This window comes from Luteibacter sp., assembly GCF_051958795.1.
Classification (GTDB): Bacteria; Pseudomonadota; Gammaproteobacteria; order Xanthomonadales; family Rhodanobacteraceae; genus Luteibacter.
Map to the genome: position 1 here is coordinate 1 of NZ_JBQCFT010000106.1, position 24,510 is coordinate 24,510.

Below are 24,510 nucleotides of genomic sequence, written 5' to 3' on the forward strand. Positions count from 1 at the left end.
ACCTACCGCCCGGGCATCATCGCCAAGCTCAACCAGGACCTTACCGATAACAACAGCCTGGAATACGGCGTGTGGTGGGAGCGTCCGCGTCAGCAGCAGGACCAGGTCTTCGTGCCGGTCGATCCGGAAACGGGTATCCCGGTCGATACCTGGGCGAAGAACGTGCGCATCGAGTACCCGGACGGCCAGGTGCAGAAGTCGTACATCAACTACACGACGACCAATAACGAAAAGGCGTTCATTACCGATAACTGGACCCCGACCGACAAGCTGACCTTCACCGGCAGCCTGGCTTACATCTGGTCGAAGCGCGATGGTGACGTCTACGAGTACCCGGGTTCGATCGGCTCGATCAGCACGGCGGGCAAGGTCACGGCGACCAATGCCGCGTACGGTACCTCGGTGACGAAGACGTTCCACAAGTTCACCCCGACCGGTGGCGTGAAGTACCAGCTCAACGACCAGAACCAGTTCTACCTGGGCGTCGGCAAGACCTTCCGTGCCCCGATCAATGGCGCGATCCTGTCGAATGCGCTTTACGGCAATGGCACGGCCAAGGCGGCCCCGCTGCCGAACAAGCCGGAGACGTCGGTCACGGGTGATCTCGGCTGGCGCTTCTATGGCGAGAGCATCTCGGCCAGCGTCGATGCCTATGCGTCGAACTTCAACAACAAGCAGGTGAGTGGCTACGACCAGAACACCGGCCTGACCGTGTACACCCAGCTGCCCAAGGTGCACATGCGCGGCCTCAACTCGGAAATCAGCTACAAGCTGGACGAGAACTGGTCGGTCTACGCCAACTACAACTACACCCGCTCGCTGATGCAGGACAACCTGGATTCGCTGGGTGACGGCATCTTCTACACGAAGGGCAAGACCCTGCTGAACGCGCCGAAGAACACCGGCTATGTCGCGGTGAACTTCAAGAACGGTCCGTTCTCGGCCAAGCTGAATGCGAAGTACCAGGGTGCGAGCTGGGGCGACTGGTCGAACACGCAGAAGATCGGCGGTTACACGACGCTGAACCTCAACGCTGGCTGGAACTTCCCGGACTTCTCGCCTTCGTTCCGCAGCCCGTACATCAAGATCAACCTGTTCAACCTGGCTGACCGCAAGGCCTTTACCTACGCCAGCAACGTCGGCGCGTTCCTCGCCAGCAACCCGGACAAGATCAAGGATGCCAACGGCACCACTCTGTTCGCTTCGGCACCGTACTACTCGGTACTGCAGGAGCGGACCTTCATGGTGACCTTCGGCGCGTCGTTCTTCTAAGTCGCAGGCTGCCACGTACGGGTTGACACCTTCGGGTGTCGAAGCGGGCGCCCCTCCCATGGAGGGGCGCCCTTTTTTTTAACGTCAAAGTCTCATGTGACATGAAACATGACAGAGGCCGCAAGGATCGTGGTCGCGAGATTTCACGGGCGTGAAATCTCGCGAAATCATGCACTTATAAGTGCTTGATCGATCTAAATTGTGCCGGGAACGTCTAGCTTCCTAGGCAATTTCCTATCGCAACTTGTTACGTCGATGTAATAAACTTCATCTAGTCTTTACGGACCGCTGTCATTCCGCGACCGCTGGGCGATACCGCCGGGTCAGGGGAAAACCGAAGAATCGTTGTTGCCTTCCAGGGGACGGGCGTGTTGCGACGCCTTGTCTTTCCAGCTTTTTTTCTCGCGAAATTGTGAGGTTCGTTACATGCAGAAGCGTATCCGCGCCAAACTCCTGCCGTTGGCCATCGCGTCGCTCATCGCGTCGCCCGCCGCCTTCGCCCAGGAGACGTCGTCGACGATCTCCGGCCGTGTGCTTGATAACGCCGGCCAGCCGGTAGCCAACGCCACCGTCACCATCGTCCACGAGCCGTCGGGCACCACCAAGACGACGACCACGGACGCCAACGGCCGTTACTCGGCCCAGGGCCTGCGCCCGGGTGGTCCGTTCGACGTGACCGCTAACAAGGACGGCGCACCGTCCGCTCGCCAGGACAACGTGTACCTGTCGCTCGGTGCCGATACCGCCGTGAACCTCACCTCCGGCGCCGCCACCAACGCCGCTGACGCTACCGCGCTCGGCGCCGTGACCGTGTCGGCCGTCTCGGGCCAGTTCTCGTCGGAGAACAAGGGCCTGGCCACCACCATTTCGCAGGCGCAGCTCAAGGCTACGCCGGGCCCCAGCGGCAACATCGCTGACATCGCCCGCCTCGATCCGCGCGTCAATGTCGACCACGGCACCGGCGCCATCTCGGCCAACGGCCAGAACGCCCGCCTCAACTCGATCAAGGTCGATGGCCTTGGCGTGGGCGACCCGTTCGGCCTGAACGGCACGGGCCTGCCGACCGTCGGCTCGCCGGTGTCCATGGACACCCTCGATTCGTTCAACATCTCGACCGCGAACTACGACGTCGGCTCCGACACCATCGGTGCCGAAGTCAACGCCGTGACCAAGTCGGGTACGAACGACTTCCACGGTTCGGTGTACTACGGCTTCAAGAACGCCTCGAGCATGGTCGGCGACGCCGGCTGGATCAACAACGGTGCCGACCGCGAATACACCGAGTTCGACCGTAACTGGAAGGCCGGTGCCACCGTCGGCGGCCCGATCATTAAGGACAAGCTGTTCTTCTTCGCGGGTTACGAGAAGGAAGAAGTGACCGGCCTGAGCTCGGGCGCCGTGAACGGCCTCGATCCGTCCCTCGGTGCCTCGACCAACAACAAGGTCTCGTCGGCCGACCTGCAGCGCACCATCGACGCTGCTCGCGCCCTCGGTCTCACGCCGGGTTCGCTCGGTGCGGACGGCGGCACGCTGACGGACAAGCGCTACATCGCCAAGCTCGACTGGAACATCACCGACGGCCACCGCATGAACCTTGCGTACCAGCGTACCAAGGAAGTGAAGCCCAATCCGCAGGGTAACGGTGCTTCGACGATCGGCCTCTCCAGCTACTGGTATACGGTCAACACCGACAACAAGAACTACACGCTGCAGTCGTTCGACGACTGGAACGATATGTTCTCGACGGAGACGAAGGTCGGTTACACCGATTTCAGCCTGAACCGTTCGGTCGATACCCAGCAGCCGCAGATCGGCGTGCGCGTGAACAACGGCGCCGCGGGTAACCTCAACACTGGCCCGACGATCAACCTCGGCGAAGACCAGTTCTCGCATTACAACGCCGCGTCGGTGAAGACCCTCAACGCAATGTGGGCCGGCACCCTGTACCTCGACGAGCACACCATCAAGGGTGGCTTCGAGTGGGAACGTAACCGCATCTACAACCTGTTCGGCCGCACCGAGTTCGGCGCGTACACCTTCGGCAACGGCATCGATAGCTTCGCCAATGGTCTGTACAGCAACTACTCGCTGTACCAGCCGGCGCCGGGTTACAGCCTGAACGACATCGCCGCCCAGTGGGAACTGCGTCGCCACACGTTCTTCCTGCAGGATACCTGGCAGCCGACCGACAACCTTTCGGTGCAGTTTGGCTTCCGCGTCAACAAGTACCTGACCGACGATAAGCCGCTGTACAACGCCACGTTCCAGCAGAAGTTCGGCTTCAGCAATGCGGCGACGGTTAACGGCAGCAAGCTGGTCGAGCCGCGTCTCTCGTTCAACTACAACTTCGATAGCGAATACAAGACCCAGCTGCGCGGTGGCGTTGGCCTGTTCCAGTCGGATCCGCCGACCGTGTGGATGACGAACCCGTACCAGAACAACGGTATCAACATCGTCACGTATTCGTATGATCGCCAGGCGAACGGCCTCTGCCGCCTGGGTACGCAGACTGTGGCCTGCCCGCAGTTCAGCGCCGATCCGTTCAACCAGCCGACCAGCGGCCCGGGTACGGTTCCGCAGCAGGCGGTCGATACCGTCGACAAGAACTTCAAGCTGCCGAGCGTCTGGAAGTCGTCGATCGCGTTTGATCGCGAACTGCCGTGGATGGGCATCATCGGTAGCCTCGAGTACCAGCATCTCGACGTCCAGGACGGTATCTTCTACCAGAACCTGAACATCGGCGGTCCTTCGGGCATCCTGCCGGATGGTCGCTTCACGTACTACGGTTGCATCGGCGGCGCGACGCCGGTCGGTGGCGGCACCGGTGCGGCTTGCACCGCGAACGCTAACCTGCGCAACGGCGCCGTGGCGTCGGGCAACAACGCCCGTATCCGTGCTGATGGCCGCTTCGCCCAGGGCGTTACCTACCTGACGAACACCTCGAAGGGTGGTGCGGACACGGTGACCCTGTCGTTCACCAAGCCGATGGAGAATGGCTGGTCGTGGAGCATCGCGGCGACCGGTGGTCACGCCACCGAAGTGAACCCGGGTACCTCGAGCCAGGCGACGTCGAACTACTCGAACAACGTCTGGACCAACCCGAACGAAGACGTGGCGTCCACGGCGAACACCAATATCGCCAAGCGCCTCAACGCCTCGATCACCTGGCAGCACGCGTTCTTCGGTGACTACAACACGACCATCAGCGCCTTCTACGATGGCCACTCGGGCGTGCCGTATAGCTGGGTCTTCGGTAACGACGCCAATGGTGACTCGTACTCGCGTGACCTGGCCTACATCCCGACGCGTACCGATGGGACGATCTTCCGCACCGCCACCGGCGCGGCGGCATCGGACGCCCTGGTCAACCAGTTCTTCGACTACATCCAGCACGATCCGAGCCTGCGCAAGAGCCAGGGCAAGATCGCGCGCCGTAACGATGCAGTCTCGGCCTGGGTGAACCAGATCGACCTTGGCCTGAGCCAGGAAATCCCGGGCATCTTCAAGGGCAACAAGGGCGAAATCCGCCTCGACGTCTACAACTTCCTGAACCTGCTCAACAAGGATTGGGGGCAGCAGTCGTACGTCGGCTTCCCGTACGTCCGCACGCTGGCCAACTACGGTGGCGTGGATCCGACGAGCGGCGAGTATATCTACCAGCTGCCGACCGACTCGCAGGGTAACTACGCCCCGGGTTCGAAGGCTGTCTACGATGCCCCGACCGACAACAGCGCGACCAAGCTGAACCCGGTCTCGCGTTGGTCGGCCACGCTGACCGTTCGTTACACGTTCTAAGCGAGGCCTCGGCCTTACCGGGAACAAGGAGCCGGCGTCCGAAAGGGCGCCGTTTTTTTTTTGTGGACCTCCATCGCGCGCAAGCGCGCTCCCACAGTGCCTCGGGGACTCCAGCACAGTGCCAAGGGCACGCCGAGGCGTTGTGGGAGCGCGCTTGCGCGCGATTCGAGACGCCGCGGACTTGACCCCCGCCCAACCCCCGCGTGATCCTAGGCAGTCCGCTCCCTTTCCGGAGCGGGGTTCGCCGCTAATTCGCGGTCAGAAGGACATGTAAGTCAATGAATGCTCAACATTTCGGGGAGCCGATCACCGGCAAGACCGTCAGCGCGCGGGTTTCTCCCGCCGGCGGCCTCGATATCCTTTCCCGTAACGAGGTTGCGCGCCTGCGCGACGCCAGCGGGTCGGGCCTGCACCAGCTCCTGCGCCGTTGCGCGCTGGCGGTGCTGACCTCGGGCAACCTTTCCGACGATCCGGGCTCGATGTTCGAGCAGTACCCGGATTTCGACATCCAGGTGCTGCAGGAAGACCGCGGCATCAAGATCGAACTCAAGAACGCGCCGGAGCAGGCCTTCGTCGATGGCCGCATCATCCGCGGTATCAATGAACTGCTCGTCGCGGTCGTGCGCGATATCGTCTACGTGTCGACCCAGCTGGAAGCCGGTGCGTTCGACCTGGACGACACCGTCGGCATCACCCACAGCGTGTTCGAGATCCTGCGCAACTCGCGCATCCTGCGCCCGCAGGTCGATCCGAACCTGGTGGTGTGCTGGGGTGGCCACTCGATCTCGCGCGATGAGTACGAGTACACCAAGCGCGTCGGCTACCAGCTCGGCCTGCGCAGCATGGACATCTGCACGGGTTGCGGCCCGGGTGCGATGAAGGGCCCGATGAAGGGTGCGACCATCGCCCACGCCAAGCAGCGCCGCAAGGGCAACCGCTACATCGGCGTGACCGAGCCGGGCATCATCGCGGCCGAGTCGCCCAACCCGATCGTGAACAACCTGGTGATCATGCCGGACATCGAGAAGCGCCTCGAGGCGTTTGTCCGTCTCGGCCACGGCATCATCGTGTTCCCGGGTGGCGTCGGCACGGCGGAAGAAATCCTGTACATGCTTGGCATCCTGCTGCTGCCGAAGAACAAGGGCATTCCGTTCCCGCTGATCTTCACCGGCCCGCGCAACTCGGCGCCGTACTTCGAGCAGATCGACCGGTTCCTGCGCCTGTGCCTGGGCGATTCCGTCGCCGAGCACTACAAGATCATCATCGATGATCCGGCCGCCGTGGCCCATGCGATGGTTTCGGGCATCGACAAGGTGCGCAACCACCGCCTGGACAACAAGGACGCGTTCTTCTTCAACTGGGCGCTCGATATCCCGCTGCCGTTCCAGCAGCCGTTCCCGCCGACGCATGCGGCCATGTCGGGCCTCGCCCTGCACCGTGACCGCCCGCGGCACGAGCTGGCGGCCGACCTGCGCCGTGCGTTCTCGGGCATCGTCGCCGGCAACGTCAAGCCGGAGGGCGTCCGCGCCATCGCGGAGCACGGCCCGTTCGTGATCGACGGCGAGCCGGAGATCATGCGCGCGCTGGACAACCTGCTGAAGGCCTTCGTGGAGCAGCACCGCATGAAGCTCCCGGGCGGTACCGCCTACGAGCCGTGCTACGTGGTCCGGACCTGACCGACCGGGCAGGGCGGCGCCACGCCGCCCTGCCATTGGCTGAACGTGACTTCGGCGCCCCCTGCGGGCGTCACGGGCTCTAGACGGGGCGGCGGGCGACGATGCGTCCACCTCATCACCGGAGACGCCCATGCTCGTCACCATCCTGCTTATCGTACTTATCCTGGCCCTCATTGGCGGCCTGCCGACCTGGGGTTATTCGCGTTCCTGGGGTTATGGCCCCAGCGGCGGTATCGGCGTCATCCTCGCCATCATCCTGGTCTGCTGGCTGCTCGGCGTCTTCTGACGCAGCACTCACGCTGCCGCGCATCCTTCAGTAGCATGGTGGGATGCGCGGCGCCCCGGGTGGCGACGCGAGGAGGACCTCATGCCCCGACCCCATCGCCCCGTCCCTGATACGGATCTGCCGCATCCAGGCACCTCGCCGCCGCCGTACGACCATGAGCCCGTGGAACGCCCGGGCCCCGAACCCGATACCGACGGCGAAACCCCGGAACCCTGATGCCACCACGACGCAAGCCCTGGCCGGGTGACATCCTGCCGCGCGCTTTTTTCCAGCGAGATGCCCGTAACGTCGGGCCCCAGTTGCTCAACAAGGTCCTCGCCAGCGCGGATGGTCGGGCAGGGCGCATCGTGGAAGTCGAGGCGTATGTCGGCGCGATCGATCCTGCGGCGCACACCTTCCGCGGCAAAACCAAGCGCAACGCGGTGATGTTCGGCCCGGCCGGGCATATGTATGTGTATTTCACCTACGGGATGCACTGGTGTTGCAACACCGTTTGCGGCGACGAGGGCGAAGGGAACGGCGTGTTGATTCGCGCGCTCGAGCCGATAGCCGGGCTCGAGCTGATGCGGGCGGCGCGACCGAAGACGCGTCGTGACAAGGAGCTTTGCAGTGGCCCGGCGCGATTGACCCAGGCGCTAGGGATCACCGGCGAGCAGAACGGCATCGACCTCGTGCGTGCGCGCGATGGCTATACCGTGCTGGACGATGGCACGCCGCCGCCGGAGAACGTGCCCGGTTCGGCGCGTATCGGCATTCGCGAGGGTACCGATTTGTTGTGGCGCTGGTACGTGGCGGGTAATCCGAACGTTTCAAAGCCGTGAGGTGGGGTTCTTATCGGAACGTGGGATGTTCCGAAATGAAGACCTTGAGGGCATCATCCAGCCGGGTTTGCCATCCTCGTCCACCGGCCTTGAAGTGCTGAACAACTTCAGGGGAAAGACGGACGGTCGTCGCGACTTTCGTGGGCATCTTTTGTGGCCCGCGCCTGCGTACACCAAGAAGGTTCTGAAGGTCTTCAGGGAGAACTTCGGCTGCAGGTCGGAAAGACGCGAGTTCCTTTTCCGTGAGGTTAGTGCGCAGCTCGCCATCGCGAGTCGTCAGGGGCTTATCGGGTTTCATAGTGGCGCACCTCGCGCGCGTTGGCCTTACGGAAACTGATCACACGGATGCCGCCAGGGCATCGGGTGAATACAACGACATGCAGACGATGGCCGAGCATCCCGAGCGCGATGAATCGATCTTCGCCATAGTCCTTGCGTTCGTCGCGTCGGACCAATGCGGTTGAGAAATCGAAGTGAGCGACCTCGTCAAACGAAAGTCCGCGCTCTTCGATATTCCGCCCCTGTTTGGCTTGGTCATACCAGATTTCCATCAGCTTATCGTATGTACGATAAGGTAGCACTTATGTCCGGGCAGGCCGTGAGCGCTTGTGGGGTTACGCCGGCATCTCCGTCGGCCGTATGCAAGACCGTCGTGACGCACCATTACCCAGATCGAGAACTCCCCCCCATTGCAGGGCCCCGCGGCCCTGCCGCATGATCGCGTCACCTTCAGGGGAGGGTTTCTCGATGTTCGCAGTGATGTGGCTGGGCCTTGCGCTCGGCGGCAGTGTGCAGGGAAAGGCGGGTGTCGCGGATGAGGCAACGCAAGGGTTGCTACGCCGCGCACAGTACGAGAACGTGCAGATATCGCCGGATGGCGCGCTGCTGGCGATAGCCCATCGTGACCATGACGGCACGCTCGTCACGGTCGTTGATCGGGCCACGCTCAAGCCGGTCCGCCAGGTGGACCCTGGCGAGCGCGCGGAAGTGCAGGTGCTGAACTGGCTGGGATCGGAGCAACTGCTGATTTCGGCAAGCAAGGTGACTGGCGATTACGCGCAGCCCATCGTCGAGCCGCAGCTCTACCTACTGGATATCCACGAAAGCCACCCAAAGCTGCTGGCGAGCAATTTTGCCGGCACGATCGAGGGCGACGACAAGCATGTGCTCGTGGAGCGCTGCAAGACGGTTGACGGCAAGTGCCACGTCGAACTGGTCCAGCTCGATATCACCCACCTCACGGGCAATGGCGATTCGGTGGCCGTGTCGCCGATAGCCGGCGGTTCCGACTTCGTGACCGACCACACCGGCCAGCCGCGCTTCGCCTACGGCACCAACGAGGATGACGAGGAGCAGCTCTATGTGCGCCGGGGTGAGGGCGCGTGGGAGAAGATCAACGATGGCAAGGACAGCCACCTCTACGTCCTGCCGGTAGGTATCAGCCGCGACAACCGCTATGGATACCTGGTCAGCGAGCAGGCCCACGGCACCAACGTGCTCGAGCGCTACGACCTCGTCGATGGCTCACGCAAGGTGATGCTTAGCGACCCGAATTCCGACCCGCTCTCGATCGTCCTCAGCATGGACCAGATGGAGCCGATCGGGGCGACCTTTGGTCCGGGGCGTCCGCAGCAACGCTTCTTCGATCCGGCGCAGGCCGACAGCCGCTGGCGGATGTCACTGAATGCCGCGTTTCCGGACGGTCTGGCGACCGTGGTCAGTGCCAGTGCCGATGGCAACCTGCTGGTGATCCGCACGATCAGCGACCGTGATCCGGGCTCGTTTTACCTGTTCGACAAGGCGGCGCGTCACGCGCAGTTGCTGTTCCATCGCAAGCCGTGGATCGATCCAGAGAAGGAGGCGTCCACCAGTGAGTTCAGCTTCAAGGCGCGGGATGGCCTGCCACTGACGGGCTTTTTCACCTTGCCTCTTTCGGCGAGCACGCCGCCACCGCTTGTCGTTATGGTGCATGGTGGCCCGTACTACGTTCGCGATGATTGGGGTTTCGATCGGGACACCCAGATCCTGGCGCAGCACGGGTACGCCGTCTTGCGGGTGAATTTCCGGGGCTCAACGGGTTTCGGCCTGGACTTCCAGCAGCGCGGTTACCGCCAGTGGGGCGGCACGATGCAGGACGACGTGACCGATGCGACGCACTGGGCGATCGACAACAAGCTGGTGGATGCCGGGCGTATCTGCATCTACGGCGGAAGTTATGGCGGGTATGCCGCGCTCATGGGCGCGGCCAGGGAACCCACGCTGTATCGCTGCGCCATCGGCGAGGCCGGCGTTTACGATGTCGGCAAGATGTATTCGTGGGGTGACATCCATCGCAGCAACTACGGCGATAACTACCTGCACCGCGTCATCGGCACCGACAAGGCGGAACTCACCAGCCGCTCGCCGGCGCGCATGGCATCCGCGATCACGATCCCGGTGATGCTCGTTCACGGCACGCTGGACGGGCGTGTACCCGTGCAGCACGCGCGGGCGATGCGCGATGCCCTGACCAAGGCAGGGCATCCGCCGGTTTACCTGGAATATCCCTACGAGGGGCATGGCATCGCAGGCCCTGCGCACGCAGAGGATTATTACGCCCGCATGCTGGACTTCCTGGATACGAATATTGGCGCTGGGGCCTCGCCACGCACCGTGGCGTCGCCCTGATTGACGCAAAAGAAATGGGCTTGCATCGCTGCAAGCCCTTTTCAAATCTGGCGCCCGAAGTTGGACTCGAACCAACGACCCCCTGATTAACAGTCAAGTGCTCTAACCGGCTGAGCTATTCGGGCGGGGAGCCACGTATTTTGTGTATGTTGCGGGGGGCTGTCAAGCGTTCTTAACGAATGTCTTCACGAGAGGCCGCGCACGCCTCGGCTTTGGGCGCCTCCGGCGGCTCCGCGTGGATCCGGCCGACGCTGGAAATCAGCACGGAACGCGCCGTGGCTGGCCGTTTGCGGACGCACAAGGTGATCGTGTCGTTGGAGCCGGGTGCTCGCCCGGCCTCGTCGAAAATAATCCGGCGCCGGGCCATGGAGGAGGCGCTCGCGAGGCGTCGGGGCAGGGGCTCGTGTGCCGAGATGACGCGAGTGCGATGCACGATGATCCAGCCGTGGTGCCAGCGCGCTGTCGGGCCGCAGTGGTGGCCGTCCCGGCTGGGGCATATGGCGACGCTGCCGCCTCGCGTGATGGCGGCCCGCCTCGCGGTGTCCATGTCGTCGGCCAGCGTACCGGCCGCCTGCCTCAGTTGGGCCTCAGCCAGCAGGTTGCCGAGGGCGGGCAAGGCGACGGCGGCTGCCACGCCCAGGGCCAGCAGGACGGCGGCCAGCTCGACGAGGGTGAAGGCGCTGGCATGACGGGGGCTGGCGTAGCGGGGCATATCAGGGGCCTGGATGGGTCGCTGAGCTTGGCTCGGGCGGTCTCCCGGGTCTGTAGGCGGGCGGCCTCACGCCCCGTAGGCGCCGCGCCTTTAAACTCAACGCTTTCGCCTGCATATTTCCGGCCATGACTGACCGTTTCCAGCTCGTCTCGCCGTACCAGCCCTCCGGCGACCAGCCCGAGGCCATTCGCCGCCTTACCGATGGTTTTGAAGCCGGCCTCGCGGCCCAGACCCTGCTCGGCGTCACCGGCTCGGGTAAGACCTTCACCATCGCCAACGTCATCGAGAAGGTGCAGAAGCCGACCATCGTGCTGGCGCCGAACAAGACGCTCGCGGCACAGCTCTACGGGGAGTTCAAGGAGTTCTTTCCGAACAACGCCGTGGAGTACTTCGTCAGCTATTACGACTACTACCAGCCCGAGGCCTATGTGGTCGCGTCGGATACCTTCATCGAGAAGGATTCGAGCATCAACGATCACATCGAGCAGATGCGCCTGGCCGCGACCAAGGCGCTGCTTTCGCGCAAGGACGCCTTGATCGTGGCGACTGTTTCGGCGATTTACGGCCTGGGTGATCCGGAGGATTACATGAGCCTCCGGCTGATCCTCTCGCGTGGGGACCACGTGGATCAGCGCGCCCTGATCCGTCAGCTCACCGAGCTGCAGTACACCCGTAACGAGATGGAACTCCGCCGCGGTTCGTATCGCGTGCGCGGCGAGGTGATCGACGTGTTTCCGGCCGAATCGGAAGCCGAGGCCCTGCGCATCGAGCTGTTCGATGGCGATGTCGAAAACCTGTCCCTGTTTGATCCGCTGACGGGCGAAGTGCTGCGCAAGGTGCCGCGCTATACGGTTTACCCGAAGACCCATTACGCCACGACGCGCCAGAGCGTCCTTAACGCGATGGAGACGATCAAGGTGGAGCTTTCCGAGCGCCTTGAGCAGCTCTACAAGGACAACAAGCTGGTGGAGGCGCAGCGCCTCGAGCAACGCACGCGTTTCGACCTGGAAATGATGGCCGAGGTGGGCTTCTGCCAGGGTATCGAGAACTACTCGCGGCACATGACCCGCCGCGGCCCGGGTGAGCCGCCGCCGACGCTGTTCGATTACCTGCCGCCGGATGCGCTGATGGTGGTCGACGAGTCGCACGTGACCGTGCCGCAGCTGGGCGCCATGTACAAGGGCGACCGCTCGCGCAAGGAGACGCTGGTGGAGTTCGGCTTCCGCCTGCCTTCGGCGATGGACAACCGCCCGCTGAAGTTCGAGGAATGGGAGCGCCGTGCGCCGCGCGCCATCTATGTGTCCGCGACGCCTGCGAAATATGAGCTGGAGCATTCCGACGACAATATCGTCGAGTTGGTCGTGCGTCCGACCGGCCTGATCGATCCTGAAGTGGAAGTGCGTCCGGTGCGCACGCAGGTCGACGATCTGCTCGGCGAGATTCGCAAGCGCATTGAGATGGGCGATCGCGTGCTGGTCACTACCCTGACCAAGCGCATGGCTGAAAATCTCACCGATTATCTCTCCGAACACGACGTCAAGGTGCGTTACCTGCACTCGGATATCGAGACCGTGGAGCGCACGGAGATTATTCGCGATCTTCGTCTGGGCGAGTTCGATGTGCTGGTCGGCATCAACCTGCTGCGCGAGGGCCTGGATATGCCCGAGGTGTCGCTGGTGGCGGTGCTCGACGCGGACAAGGAGGGCTTCCTCCGTTCGAACCGTTCGCTGATCCAGACCATTGGCCGCGCCGCCCGTAATGTGCGGGGTAAGGCCATTCTTTATGCGGACGAGATTACCCGTTCGATGAAAGAGGCCATGGACGAGACGGCACGCCGTCGCGAGAAGCAGATTGAATACAACGCGGCAAACGGGATTACCCCGAAGACCGTGGTTCGTCGCATCGCCGATATCATGGAAGGCGCGCGTGCCGATGTCGGCGCCCGCGGCAAGGGCAAGAAGGGCAAGGACGCGAAGAAGGTGGCCGAGGTGGCCGCCGACTACAGTGCCCTCAATCCCGAGCAGGCGGGCTCCATGATCAAGAAGCTCGAAGCGCGCATGTACAAGCACGCCCAGAACCTGGAGTTCGAGGAGGCCGGCAAGGTCCGCGACGAGATCCACCGCCTGCGGGAGCGGGCGCTGCGTTGATGGGCGGGCGGGGGAGCTTTTTTCCTCGCCCCTCTTGCGTCCCTCCCCGGGCATCGGTAAACTGCGCAGCTCTTCGGGCGGTTAGCTCAGCGGTAGAGCACTACCTTGACATGGTAGGGGTCACAAGTTCGATCCTTGTACCGCCCACCACTTTCCTCAGTAGGGGAGTGGCATGAAGAGAACGACTAAGGAGCCCTCAGGCTCCTTTTTTCTTGCCTTCCGGCACGGTTCAACCCTCAGGCCACGCTGATGACCGAACCCGAGCGCCTCGCCAAACGTATCGCCGCGCTGGTGCCGTGTTCGCGGCGCGAAGCCGAGATGTACATTGAGGGTGGCTGGGTCCGCGTCGATGGCGTGGTCGTCGAGCAGCCGCAGTTCAAGGTGCGCGACGAGCGCATCGAGATCGATCCGGCAGCTAAGCTCACGCCGCCTGAGCCGGCATCCATGGTGCTGCACAAGCCGGCTGGCATGGGGGTGGAGGAGGCCAGGGCGCTGATCCGGGTCGAGAACCATATCGCCGACGATCCCGCGGGCCTCCGCGTGCTGCATCGCCACTTCGCTCGCCTGGAGTCCGCGCTTCCCTTGCCGGACATGGCCAGTGGCCTGCTCGTCTTCACCCAGGACTGGCGCGTGAAGCGTCGCCTGCAGGAGGACATCGAGCGCATCGAGCAGGAGATCGTGGTCGAGGTCGAGGGCAAGCTGTCGCCGAGTGGCCTTGCCATGCTCAACCATGGGCTGGTGTTCGATCACTACGCGCTTCCGCCGATCAAGGTCAGCTGGCAGAACGAACGGCACCTGCGCTTTGCGCTTAAACGTATCTCTCCCGAGACGGTCGTGCGGATGTGCGATGCCGTCGGGTTGAAGGTGCTGGGGATGAAGCGGCTGCGCGTTGGCCGGATCCCGATGGGTCGGCTCGAGCCGGGGCAGTGGCGATACCTGGCGACCACGGATCGCTTCTGATCGCGGTCAGCGCCGGTTGAGTGGCGTGTAGGCCTTTTCCTACGCGTCCTGTTGAGCGTCAGCGTCTGTCACGTATTCGTTCCAGCGGGGATTCTTGTCGCCCACCCCACTGGAACCAAAGCCATGCCTGACTGGTCTCTCTCTGCCGCCGACTGGACGGCCATGCAGGAGCGCATGGCGCGCTCCGATGCGCGGTTCGATGCCTTCCTCGGGCGCTTCGATGAGCACGTTCGCCGTACGAACCAAAGCTTCCAGCGCATCGACGCCCGTTTCGAACGCCTCGAGGCTCGTGTCGTTGATCTCGAGCAGTCCATCAGTGTCGTTCGTCGCGATGTAAAGGATGTCGACAAGCGGCTGCGTGCCGTCGAATGTGATATCCAGGACCTCATCGGCTACCGGCACCGGCTGTGGGGCATGATCACCGTTATCGCGGCGCTTGGGGGCACCCTCGGCTTCGCCGGGGCCCAGGCGCTGTTCCGGGTCATGCGCCTCCCATGAGGCTCACTGCCGCAGGCCTGGGAGCCGCCTGCCGGGCTACACTCTGGCCTTTCCTAGGGAGTGCCGCCCATGGCTTACCTGCTGACCAAATCCCTGCACATCGTGTTCGTCATCGCCTGGATGGCCACGGTGTTCTACCTCCCGCGCATCCTCGTCAACATCAAGGAAGCCGAGGGCGAGCCGCCGGCCGTGAAGGCACGGCTCGAACTGATGGGGCGCCGGCTGTACAAGTTTGGCCACAGCATGTTCGGCATAGCCCTTATCTTCGGGCTCGTACTGTGGCTGTACTTCGGCATCACGGGCGGCTGGCTGCATGCGAAGCTCTTCCTTGTCGCCTGCATGCTCGCGTATTTCATCTGGGCGGGGCGGGCCCTGAAGCGGAGCATCGCTGGCGGCGCGCTGCCGTCGTCGAAGGCCCTGCGCATCGGCAACGAACTGCCGGTGCTGGTCCTGCTGGCCATCGTCTACCTCGTGGTTGCCAAGCCGTTCTGAGGTCTCGCAGCATGAGATCCGCGTCGGTCATCATCGGTCACATCCACCATTCCGCCGACGGAGCTGGCGCTTGAGCGATTCCCATCCGATCGAGCCGGGCCTCATGGTCCTGCACGGCAACCGCCTCGAAGACCTGCGCGACATCCTCGTCGGGTGGCTCCGCCAGGCCCCCCTGCGGCCGCTCGAGGATGAGCGCGTGCTCGTCCAGTCCAACGGTATCGCGCAATGGTTCAGGCTGGCACTGGCGCGTGCGGAGACCGATGGCGGCCTCGGTATCGCGGCCTCGGTCCACGTCGAGCTGCCTGGCCGGTTCCTCTGGGACGCCTACCGCGCGGTCCTTGGTCGTGATGCCGTGCCGCCCGAGTCACCGTTCGACAAATCTCGCCTTATCTGGCGTCTGATGCGGTTGCTGCCCGCCCTTGCTGGCGAGCCCGCGTTCGAACCGCTGGCCGCCTTCCTCGGCGACGGCAGTGATGCGCGTAAGTGTCACCAACTGGCGGAGCGCCTGGCCGACCTCTACGACGGTTACCAGGTGTATCGCGCCGACTGGCTCGATGACTGGGCGGCCGGCCGCGATGTCATGCGCGATGCCCGCGGTGGCTCGCCGGCCATGCTCGATAGCGACCGCTGGCAGGCCGCCTTGTGGCGCCGCCTGCTGGAGGATGTGGGTCCCGGTGAAGCACATGGCCACCGCGCGGCTGTGCACGCCAGGTTCCTCCATGCCGCCGCGACGGCGACGGAGCGCCCGCGTGCGTTGGCCCGGCGCATCGTGGTCTTTGGCATGTCCTCGCTGCCGCGCCAGACCCTTGAGGCGCTATCGGCGCTTTCGCGGTGGTCGCAGGTCGTTCTCGTGGTGTTGAATCCTTGCCGGCATTACTGGGCGGACATCTTCGACGACCGCGAATTGCTCCGGGCCGAGCGTCGGCGGCAGCAGATCAAGCCGGGTATGCCCGCGCTCCCCGACGAAGGCGATCTCCATCTCTATGCCAATCCCTTGCTCGCCGCCTGGGGCAAGCAGGGGCGCGATTACATCCGCATGCTCGATGAATTCGATCACCCGGAGACGTATCGCCAGCGCTTCACCGCCTGGGACGAGCGCATCGACTTCTTCGAGGATCCGCCGGCGACGACGCTACTTGGCCAGGTGCAGGCGGCCATCCTCGACCTTGAGCCGCTGCCCGATCAGCCGGCGCCGATCGCCGCATCGGACCCATCCATCGCGTTCCATGTCGCGCACGGTCCACAGCGTGAGGTGGAGATCCTGCACGATCAGCTGCTGGCGCGGTTCGAGGCGTCGGCCCTGGCTGGTGACCCCATGCTCCCGCGCGACGTGATCGTGATGGTGCCCGACATCGATACCTATGCGCCGCATATCGATGCCGTGTTCGGCCGTGTGCCGCGCGACGATCCACGCTACGTGCCTTACAGCATCGCGGACCGCGCCTCGCGCGGTACGGTGCCCATGGTGATGGCGCTGGACATGCTGATGGGCATGACCGAGTCACGGTTCGGCGCGGGCGATATGGCCGATCTCCTCGACGTGCCTGCGCTACGCGAGCGCTTCGGACTTGGCGACGATGATCTGCCGCTGCTCCACCGCTGGGTGGAGGGGGCGGGTGTGCGCTGGGGCCTCGATGCAGAGCAGCGCGCGTCCCTCGGCCTGCCCGCGCTGGAGCAGAACACATGGCTGTTCGGCCTGCGGCGCATGCTGCTCGGTTATGCCGTCGGGCAGGGCGACGCATGGGGTGATATCGAGCCCTACGGCGAGGTGGGCGGTCTCGATGCGCAGCTCGTCGGGCCGCTGGCCGATCTCGTCGAACGGCTGGGCGCCCACTGGCGGGCCATGGCGGCCCCCGCGCCCGCCGCAGAGTGGGGCTTGCGCCTGCGCTCGTTGTTGCGCGATTTCTTCAAGACCACCGACCCCGATGACGCCATGCGTGAGCAGCGCCTGCTCGATGCGCTGGACGCCTGGGAGCGTGCGTGCGCGGAGGCTGGCTTCGACGAGCCGGTGCCGGTGGATGTCGTTCGTGAAGCCTGGCTGGGCCAGATTGACGATGGCGGCCTGTCCAAGCGGTTCCTCGCTGGCGCCGTGAGCTTCGGAACCCTGATGCCGATGCGTGCGATTCCGTTCCGCCTCGTCTGCCTGCTCGGCATGAACGATGGCGAGTACCCGCGCGCGCGGCCGCCCATGGATTTCGATCTCATGGCCCGTGCTGGCGCATGGCGCCCGGGCGACCGCTCGCGTCGCGAGGACGACCGCTACCTGTTCCTTGAGGCACTCCTCTCGGCGCGCGACGCGTTGCATATCGGATGGGTGGGTCGGAGTGCGCGCGACAACGCCGAACGCGCGCCCTCCGTGCTCGTCGGCCAGCTGCGCGACTACCTCGCGGCCGCGTGGAAGGACGCAGGGGAAGGTGAACTGCTACACAGGCTCACCGTGGAGCATCCGTTGCAGCCGTTCAGCCCGGCCTACTTTCGTGCGGGCGATTCCCGACTGTTTACGTATGCCAATGAATGGCGCCATGTACACGGTGGCGGCACGGAGACGGCAGGGGACATGCTGCCGGTTTGGTCTGCTGAGCGGCCGATCGGCCTTGCGACCCTGCGCCGCTTCCTGCGTCATCCCGTGCGCGAGTTCTTCCAGGCTCGCCTCGGCGTTCGTTTCGAGGTGCCCGACGTCGCCAGCGAGGTGCTCGAGCCGTTCGCGCTGGATGGACTCGATCGCTACACGATGACTGACATCGTGCTGCGTGCCGCGTTGCGTGAAGAACAGGCGTCCGGTGTCGCAATTACCGAAGCGACTGCGCGTCTTCAACGCAGTGGCAAGCTACCGATGGGTGGTTTTGCCACGCCGGTGAGGCGCGAACTCGAGGAGGGTGCCGCGGCCGTCTACGGCCGCTACGTCGCCGAACGCCGCCGCTGGCCGGTCGAGGCAGGCAAGTTCGAGGTGAGGGTCGAGAGCGAGGGCGTGGTTATCGAAGACTGGCTGGCCGGGCTCCGTGCTAACGAGGCAGGGGCCCTCGCCGCGTTGCTGGTCTCGCCGTCGGGGGTGCTCGATGCGGAGGGGCGGCCGCTGATCCATCGCGTCGTCATGCCCTGGGTCGATCACCTCGTGGCGCAGGCGGCCGGCCATCCGGTCGAGACGCGCTACATCGGTCCGGATGGCACGATCGTGATGGCACCCATGGATGCGGAGGACGCGCTCAATGCCCTGGGCGCGCTCGTGCGCGCATGGCGCGAGGACATGTCGCGGCCGTTGCCGGTCGCGATGAAAGCCGCGATCGCGTGGATCGCAGCGGGTGACGATGAAGCGGGCGAGGCAGCGGCGCGGCGCGCCTATTCACCGGCCGATGAATTCAGCCGGGGCGAAGTCGATGGCGATGCCTACCTCGCGCGCGCGTGGCCCGACTTCGATGCGATGCTGGCCGCCGGGTTCGCGCAGCATCTGCAGCCGTATCGTGATCTTTGCGCCGCGTTGAGGGTGGAGCAGGCATGAGCTTCGCTATCGAACCGTTGCGTCCGCTTGAACTCCCGCTGCATGGTGTACGCCTGATCGAGGCAAGCGCCGGCACGGGCAAGACCTGGACCATTGCCGCCCTATATGTGCGGGCCGTGCTTGGGCATGGCTTGCCGCAACCCCTGTTGCCGCCGCAGATCCTGGTCGTCACGTTCACCGAGGCGGCGACGCAGGAGTTGCGCGAGCGTATCCGTGCCCGACTGGTCGAGGCCGCCACCGCGTTCCGTTCGGGCGGATCCAGCGAACCTTTGCTGGGCGAACTGATCGCGACCTACGCGCCGGAACAGCTGGCAGGATGCGCCCGCCGCCTCGAGCTCGCCGCACAATGGATGGACGAGGCCGCCATCTTCACCATCCACGGCTGGAGCCAGCGCATGCTCACGCAGCATGCGTTCGGCAGCGGGCATGCCTTCGCCCAGACGCTGGAGCCCGATGAAAGCGAGCTGCTGGCGGAATGCGTCCGCGACTATTGGCGGCAGACGTTTTACCCGCTCGATGAGGCTTTGCTGAAGTCGATCCAGGCTGAGTGGCGGACGCCGGATGATCTGTTGCGTTCGCTCAAGCCGATCCTCGGAGGTGGCGAGGCCACCCTGCGTGTCGATGGTGCGGTGCTTGGCGTAGGCGAAGGCCTCCAGGCCGTGCTGGCCGAGCGTCGCGCGTGGGATGAGGAAGATAGCCAGCGGATGGCTGAAGCCGCCCGCTCCTGGCGTGACGATGCCGAAGCCATCAGCCGCGCGTTGATCGACGCCGTGGCCGGCAAGGTGCTGCACAACGGCTGGTACAAGCCGGAGCGCATGCCGGCGGACATGGCGGCGATGCAGCGCTGGGCCGCATCGGGCGAGCCCGGCGGATTCGATATCGCGCGCTATTCATCGACCCGCCTGGGCAAGGCGACCGGCAAGGGCAAGTCGCGTCCGGAGCACCCGGCCTATGCCGCGCTGGAACACTGGGCCGAGTGGCAGGCGAACCGCGTGGCGGTTCGGCATGTGATCCTCGCCGATGCCGTGGAGCGCGTTCGTACCCGCTTCGCCGACCAGAAGCGTCGCCGCGCGCAGATCGGGTTCGACGATCTCCTGCTCAGGCTCGATCGCGCGCTCGCTACCGAGGCGGGCGCCGATCTGGCCGCGACCGTCCGCCGCCAGTACCCGCTGGCACTCATCGACGAGTTCCAGGACACCGACCCGCTTCAGTACCGCATCTTCCGCACGGTCTACGCGGCAGAGCCTGAGGTCGGGCTGCTGCTGATCGGCGATCCCAAGCAGGCGATCTACGCGTTTCGTGGCGCGGATATCCATACGTACCTGACCGCGAGAGCCGAGGCATTGGCGCCGCACTACAGCCTCGATACGAACTTCCGCTCCACCCAGGGTATGGTCGACGCGGTCAACGCGCTGTTCTCGCACGGTGAGCGCCATCCGTCAGGCGCGTTCCACTTCGATGATCGCGGCTTGCCGTTCGCTCCCGTCCTCGCGCGCGGTCGCGGTGAGCGTTTCACCCGGCATGGCGCAGCGCAGCCAGCGCTTCACTTGTGGTTGCTCGATGACGAGCAGCCCGTGGGCGTCCGCTTCTACCGCAAGGAAATGGCCGCGGCCTGCGCCAGCGAGATCGTCCGCCTTCTCGACGAAGCGTCGCGCGGCGACTCGGGTTTCCAACAGGGGGATGGCGAATGGCGTTCGCTGCGCCCCGCCGATATCGCCGTGCTCGTGCGCAGCCATGCCGAGGCATCCGAGGTCCGCGCCGCGCTCGGCGAGCGCCGTGTCCGCAGCGTGTTCCTTTCGGATCGCGATTCGGTGTGGGAGAGCGTCGAGGCCGGCGATCTCCTGTTCTGGCTGCGCGCCGTGGCCGAACCTTCGTCGGACACGGCAATGCGTGCGGCGCTGGCAACGCGCACCCTGCACCTGGGCTTCGGCGAACTCGAGCGGCTGAACACCGAGGAGTTGCATTGGGAAGCGCGTGGCCGGGAATTCATGGCGCTACGCGACACATGGCGCCATGCCGGCGTGCTGGCCATGCTGCACCGGCTGTTGCACGTCTTCGATCTGCCAGCGCGGCTGCTGGCCATCGAGCACGGTGAGCGCGCACTCACCAATGTGCTGCACCTCGCCGAGCTGCTTCAGCAGGCGTCGGCCACGCTCGATGGGGAGCAGGCGCTGATCCGCTACCTCTCCGAACGGATCACGGATACGGCCAGCCACCACGGCGATGACCAGATCGTGCGGCTGGAGAGTGACGACGACCTCGTCAAGGTCGTCACCATCCATAAGTCGAAGGGCCTCGAATACCCGCTGGTGTTCCTGCCCTTCGTGTGTGCAAGCGGCAAGGCCCGCTCCGGGCAAGGCTATCGCTACCACGATGGCGAAGGTGTTTCGCTCGAACTGCTAAGTGAGAAGCAGGGCGGGCAGGCGGTCACCGAGGCGAAGGAAGCTGCGGAGCGCGCCGCGCTGCAGGAAGACCTGCGCCTCCTGTACGTCGCGCTGACGCGCGCGCGCCATGCCTGCTGGCTTGGCATCGCACCCGTAGCCGCCGGGAATGCGAAAAAGCCGCAGGTGCATCGCAGCGCCTTCGGCCACCTGCTCACGGGCGGCGCGGAAATCGACAACGGTGCGATCGCCGGTCTGCTCCAGGGGTTGGCCCGGGCCGCGCCGTCGATCGCCGTGGAATACATGCCGGCACCGGATGATCGCCGCTACGAGCCGCCGTCGCGTGACGACCGCCTGTTGCCGCCCCGCGAGCCCCGCCTGGCCCGTATCGAGCCGTGGCGCATCGGCAGCTACAGCGGCCTGCGCTACGATGAAACGGAAGCCGAAGTGCCGGCGCCGGAAACCGCGGCGGACGACGTCATCGTCGAATACGTCACGGAGCCGGTGGCAACGGTAGCCGATCCCGGCAGTATCCATGCCTTCCACCGAGGCGCGGAGGCCGGCACGTTCCTGCATGACCTGCTCGAGTGGATTGCGGAGGAGGGGTTTGCCGCCATCGCGAACGATCCGGCACGCCTGCGCGATACGGTGGCACGGCGTTGCGAGCGTCGCGGCTGGGAGGGGGCGATCGACCTGCTCACCGACTGGCTGCTGGTCCTGCTGCGCACGCCCATGGCCTTACCGGATGGCAAGGTCGTGGCGCTCGGCGCCCTCGATGACCCCACGCGGTATCGCGCCGAACTCGAGTTCCTGTTCGAGGCGCGCCACGTCGATACCCTCGCGCTGGATCGCATCGTGCGCCAGCACACGCTGGACGGCGCGGTACGTCCCGCGCTGGTCAGCGACAGCCTGAACGGCATGCTCAAGGGCTTCATTGATCTGATCATCGAGCACGAAGGGCGCTGGTACGTCGCGGATTACAAATCGAACTGGCTTGGTGCCGACGAGCACGCGTACACCCCGGAGGCCATGCGGGCCTCGATCCTCGACTCGCGCTATGAGTTGCAGTACGCGCTGTACCTGCTTGCGTTGCACAGGCTCCTGCGGGCGCGCATGGGCGCCGCGTACGACTACGACACGCATATCGGCGGAGCCGTGTATCTCTACCTTCGCGGTGTGGATTGCCGGGGCCACGGCGTGCATGTGGAGCGGCCTCCGCGCGCGATGATCGAAGCCATGGACCGCCTGTTCGAAGGAGTCGCCGCATGATCGCGGATATCCACGCCTGGCTGGACACCGGTACGGAAGAGGGGCGGCTGAGGCCGATGGACCGGGCGTTCGCCCGCTTCCTCGCCACCCTGGACCCGCAGGTGGACAACCGCGTTCTCGCGGCCGCAGCGCTGTTGAGTCGCGAGCTGGCCGAGGGCCACATCTGCCTGGACATCGATACGCTCGTCGAGCGTGAGCCTGCGCTCGCGGATGCCGCCGCGTGGCTCGGGAAATCCCCCCTCGTCGCCACGCCTGCGGGAAATACGGCTGCGCCACTCGTGCTTGATGGCAGCCTTTTTTACTTGCGGCGATTCTGGCGCGACGAGGCGCGCGTGGCCGCGGCGATCGTCGCGCGGCTGACGCCGTTGCCGGACCCGAAGGGGCTGGCAACGGAACTCGATCGCCTGTTCCCCGCTGGCGACGACGGCATCGACTGGCAGAAGGTGGCCTGCGCCATCGCTGCCCGTAGCTCGTTTGCCGTTATCACCGGCGGCCCCGGCACGGGCAAGACGACCACCGTGGTGCGCCTGCTCGGGTTACTGCAGACCCTGGCGGCTTCCGCCGGCGAGCCTCGCCTGCGCATCCGCCTGGCGGCGCCCACCGGCAAGGCCGCCGCGCGCCTTAATGCATCCATCGCTACCCAGGTGGCGCAACTCGACGTGGACGTCGGCGTGCGTGAAGGTATTCCAGCAGAGGTTACGACCCTGCACCGCCTGCTGGGCAGTCGCCCGGACACCCGCGCATTCCATCACAACGCGGACAATCCGCTGCACGTCGACGTCCTGGTGATCGACGAGGCGTCGATGATCGACCTCGAGATGATGGCCGCGACGCTAGACGCGTTGCCGGACGGTGCCCGCCTCATCCTTCTCGGCGACAAGGATCAGCTTTCGTCGGTGGAGGCGGGGGCAGTGCTGGGCGACCTGTGCGCGCGCGCCGAGCCTGGCCATTACAGCGAGGACACCGTGGCGTGGCTTCGTGACACCACAGGGGCTGACCTGCAGGCGTGGAGCGATCCGGCGGGCGCGTGGCCGCTCGACCAGCGCGTCACCATGCTGCGGCGGAGTCGCCGCTTTGGCAGCGAAAGCGGTATCGGTGCGCTGGCAGGCGCCATCAACCACGGCGACGCAACGGCGGTGAGTCGCGCCTTCGACGGTGGATTCACCGATATCCGCCGGCTCCCGGCTTCGCCCGCGGGCGTCGCGACGCTCGCGATCGAAGGTCGCGACGATGCGCCGGGCTACCGCCACTACCTTGAATGGGTCGCGCGCAACCGTCCATCAGCGGACGCGGATGAGGCGGCCTTCGCGCTATGGGGCCGCGGTGCGCTGGCCGCACATGGCCGCTTCCAGCTTCTTTGCGCCACGCGCCGCGGCGATCTTGGCGTGGAGGGGCAGAACGAACGCATCGCCCAGGCGCTGCTTGATCGCGGCCTGGTCAGGACCACCGCTGGCTGGTACGAAGGTCGTCCGGTCATCGTGGCCCGCAACGATTACGCGGTGGGCCTGATGAATGGCGACATCGGCATCACCCTCGCCATGCCGGACGGGCAGGGTGGCACGATGTTGCGCGTCGCATTCCTGGTCACGGACGGCGCCGGGGGTGAGCGGGTTCGCTTTGTCACGCCCAGCCGCCTCACGGCCGTCGAGACCGTCTACGCCATGACCGTGCACAAGTCGCAGGGCTCCGAGTTCGAGCACACGGCGCTGGCGTTGCCGCCGGAGCCCTCGCCGGTACTCACCCGCGAGCTGGTCTATACCGGCGTAACCCGTGCGCGCCGGCATTTCACGCTGCTGGCCGCGCCGGACATCCTGGCGTATGCCGTTGGCAGGAAGACGCGGCGGGCGTCCGGGCTCCTGGGGCGGTTGAGGTAATCCCATCGCGCGCAAGCGCGCTCCCACAGGGGTGCCGCTGCCCAGGCTTCCTCTAGGAGCGCATCGCGCAAGCGCGGGACCCGGGGGGGGGGGGCCGGGGTTGCCGGGGGGGGGCGCGTGGGCGCGCTTGGCCCCTGTGACCAAAGGGGCCCCAGGGGGGAGCG

At 65.1% G+C, this 24,510-nt stretch carries 17 protein-coding genes and 2 tRNA genes; 15 read left to right on the forward strand and 4 right to left on the reverse strand.

Features of this window, described 5'->3' with window-relative positions:
* The 6 genes from ACTHLF_RS05700 to ACTHLF_RS05725 form a co-directional block, all read left to right on the forward strand.
* Positions 1–1,272, forward strand: a 1,272-nt coding sequence (locus tag ACTHLF_RS05700; RefSeq protein ID WP_440325613.1) for a TonB-dependent receptor, incomplete at its 5' end; no start/stop codon positions are given.
* Positions 1,273–1,698: 426 nt separating this feature from the next.
* Complete coding sequence (locus ACTHLF_RS05705; protein ID WP_440325615.1) at positions 1,699–5,067, forward strand: TonB-dependent receptor; 3,369 nt, start codon at positions 1,699–1,701, stop codon at positions 5,065–5,067.
* 278 nt (positions 5,068–5,345) lie between these two features.
* A complete protein-coding gene (gene ppnN / locus ACTHLF_RS05710) occupies positions 5,346–6,743 on the forward strand; it encodes a nucleotide 5'-monophosphate nucleosidase PpnN (protein ID WP_440325616.1) in 1,398 nt (465 codons plus the stop codon).
* Between the two features lie 130 nt (positions 6,744–6,873).
* Entirely contained in the window at positions 6,874–7,029 is a 156-nt protein-coding gene (locus ACTHLF_RS05715; RefSeq protein ID WP_440325618.1) for a DUF3309 family protein, read from the forward strand.
* Positions 7,030–7,110: 81 nt separating this feature from the next.
* Positions 7,111–7,245: a hypothetical protein gene (locus tag ACTHLF_RS05720; RefSeq protein ID WP_440325620.1), complete on the forward strand. Its 135-nt coding sequence runs from the start codon at positions 7,111–7,113 to the stop codon at positions 7,243–7,245.
* On the forward strand, positions 7,245–7,850 hold the full coding sequence (locus ACTHLF_RS05725; protein WP_440325622.1) for a DNA-3-methyladenine glycosylase: 606 nt from the start codon (positions 7,245–7,247) through the stop codon (positions 7,848–7,850). The genes ACTHLF_RS05720 and ACTHLF_RS05725 overlap by 1 nt, the downstream gene beginning before the upstream one ends.
* A gap of 10 nt (positions 7,851–7,860) precedes the next feature.
* Here the strand turns inward: ACTHLF_RS05725 and ACTHLF_RS05730 are convergent, their stop codons facing one another.
* A complete protein-coding gene (locus ACTHLF_RS05730; protein WP_440325624.1) occupies positions 7,861–8,148 on the reverse strand; it encodes a BrnA antitoxin family protein in 288 nt (95 codons plus the stop codon).
* Positions 8,135–8,401 carry a BrnT family toxin gene (locus ACTHLF_RS05735; protein ID WP_440325626.1) on the reverse strand — a complete coding sequence of 89 codons (267 nt, stop codon included), beginning with the start codon at positions 8,399–8,401 and terminating at the stop codon, positions 8,135–8,137. Before ACTHLF_RS05735 ends, ACTHLF_RS05730 begins: the two co-directional genes overlap by 14 nt.
* Positions 8,402–8,597: 196 nt before the next feature.
* Here ACTHLF_RS05735 and ACTHLF_RS05740 point away from each other — a divergent pair, with 196 nt between their 5' ends.
* The gene (locus tag ACTHLF_RS05740; protein ID WP_440325627.1) at positions 8,598–10,517 is read left to right on the forward strand and encodes an alpha/beta hydrolase family protein; all 1,920 of its coding nucleotides are present in this window, start codon (positions 8,598–8,600) and stop codon (positions 10,515–10,517) included.
* A 48-nt stretch (positions 10,518–10,565) separates the two neighbouring features.
* Here the strand turns inward: ACTHLF_RS05740 and ACTHLF_RS05745 are convergent.
* Together ACTHLF_RS05745 and ACTHLF_RS05750 are read right to left on the reverse strand one after the other, a co-directional pair.
* Positions 10,566–10,642 (reverse strand) — tRNA-Asn (locus ACTHLF_RS05745).
* Positions 10,643–10,689: 47 nt separating this feature from the next.
* Complete coding sequence (locus ACTHLF_RS05750) at positions 10,690–11,229, reverse strand: GspH/FimT family protein (RefSeq protein ID WP_440325629.1); 540 nt, start codon at positions 11,227–11,229, stop codon at positions 10,690–10,692.
* A 125-nt stretch (positions 11,230–11,354) separates the two neighbouring features.
* Between ACTHLF_RS05750 and uvrB the strand changes: the two genes are divergently transcribed.
* The 8 genes from uvrB to recD all read left to right on the forward strand — a co-directional run bounded on the left by uvrB (position 11,355) and on the right by recD (position 24,346).
* Positions 11,355–13,376, forward strand: a complete 2,022-nt coding sequence (uvrB, locus tag ACTHLF_RS05755) for an excinuclease ABC subunit UvrB (RefSeq protein WP_440325631.1) — start codon at positions 11,355–11,357, stop codon at positions 13,374–13,376.
* A gap of 75 nt (positions 13,377–13,451) precedes the next feature.
* Positions 13,452–13,526: transfer RNA gene (locus ACTHLF_RS05760), tRNA-Val, on the forward strand.
* 99 nt (positions 13,527–13,625) lie between these two features.
* Positions 13,626–14,336 carry an rRNA pseudouridine synthase gene (locus ACTHLF_RS05765; protein WP_440325633.1) on the forward strand — a complete coding sequence of 237 codons (711 nt, stop codon included), beginning with the start codon at positions 13,626–13,628 and terminating at the stop codon, positions 14,334–14,336.
* 123 nt (positions 14,337–14,459) lie between these two features.
* On the forward strand, positions 14,460–14,834 hold the full coding sequence (locus ACTHLF_RS05770) for a hypothetical protein (RefSeq protein ID WP_440325635.1): 375 nt from the start codon (positions 14,460–14,462) through the stop codon (positions 14,832–14,834).
* Positions 14,835–14,903: 69 nt separating this feature from the next.
* Positions 14,904–15,326, forward strand: coding sequence for a CopD family protein (locus ACTHLF_RS05775; RefSeq protein ID WP_440325636.1), 423 nt, complete (start codon positions 14,904–14,906; stop codon positions 15,324–15,326).
* Positions 15,327–15,396: 70 nt separating this feature from the next.
* On the forward strand, positions 15,397–18,822 hold the full coding sequence (gene recC / locus ACTHLF_RS05780) for an exodeoxyribonuclease V subunit gamma (protein ID WP_440325638.1): 3,426 nt from the start codon (positions 15,397–15,399) through the stop codon (positions 18,820–18,822).
* Entirely contained in the window at positions 18,819–22,472 is a 3,654-nt protein-coding gene (gene recB / locus ACTHLF_RS05785; RefSeq protein ID WP_440325640.1) for an exodeoxyribonuclease V subunit beta, read from the forward strand. Before recC ends, recB begins: the two co-directional genes overlap by 4 nt.
* A complete protein-coding gene (recD, locus tag ACTHLF_RS05790; protein ID WP_440325642.1) occupies positions 22,469–24,346 on the forward strand; it encodes an exodeoxyribonuclease V subunit alpha in 1,878 nt (625 codons plus the stop codon). The genes recB and recD overlap by 4 nt, the downstream gene beginning before the upstream one ends.
* Positions 24,347–24,510: the final 164 nt, after the last annotated feature.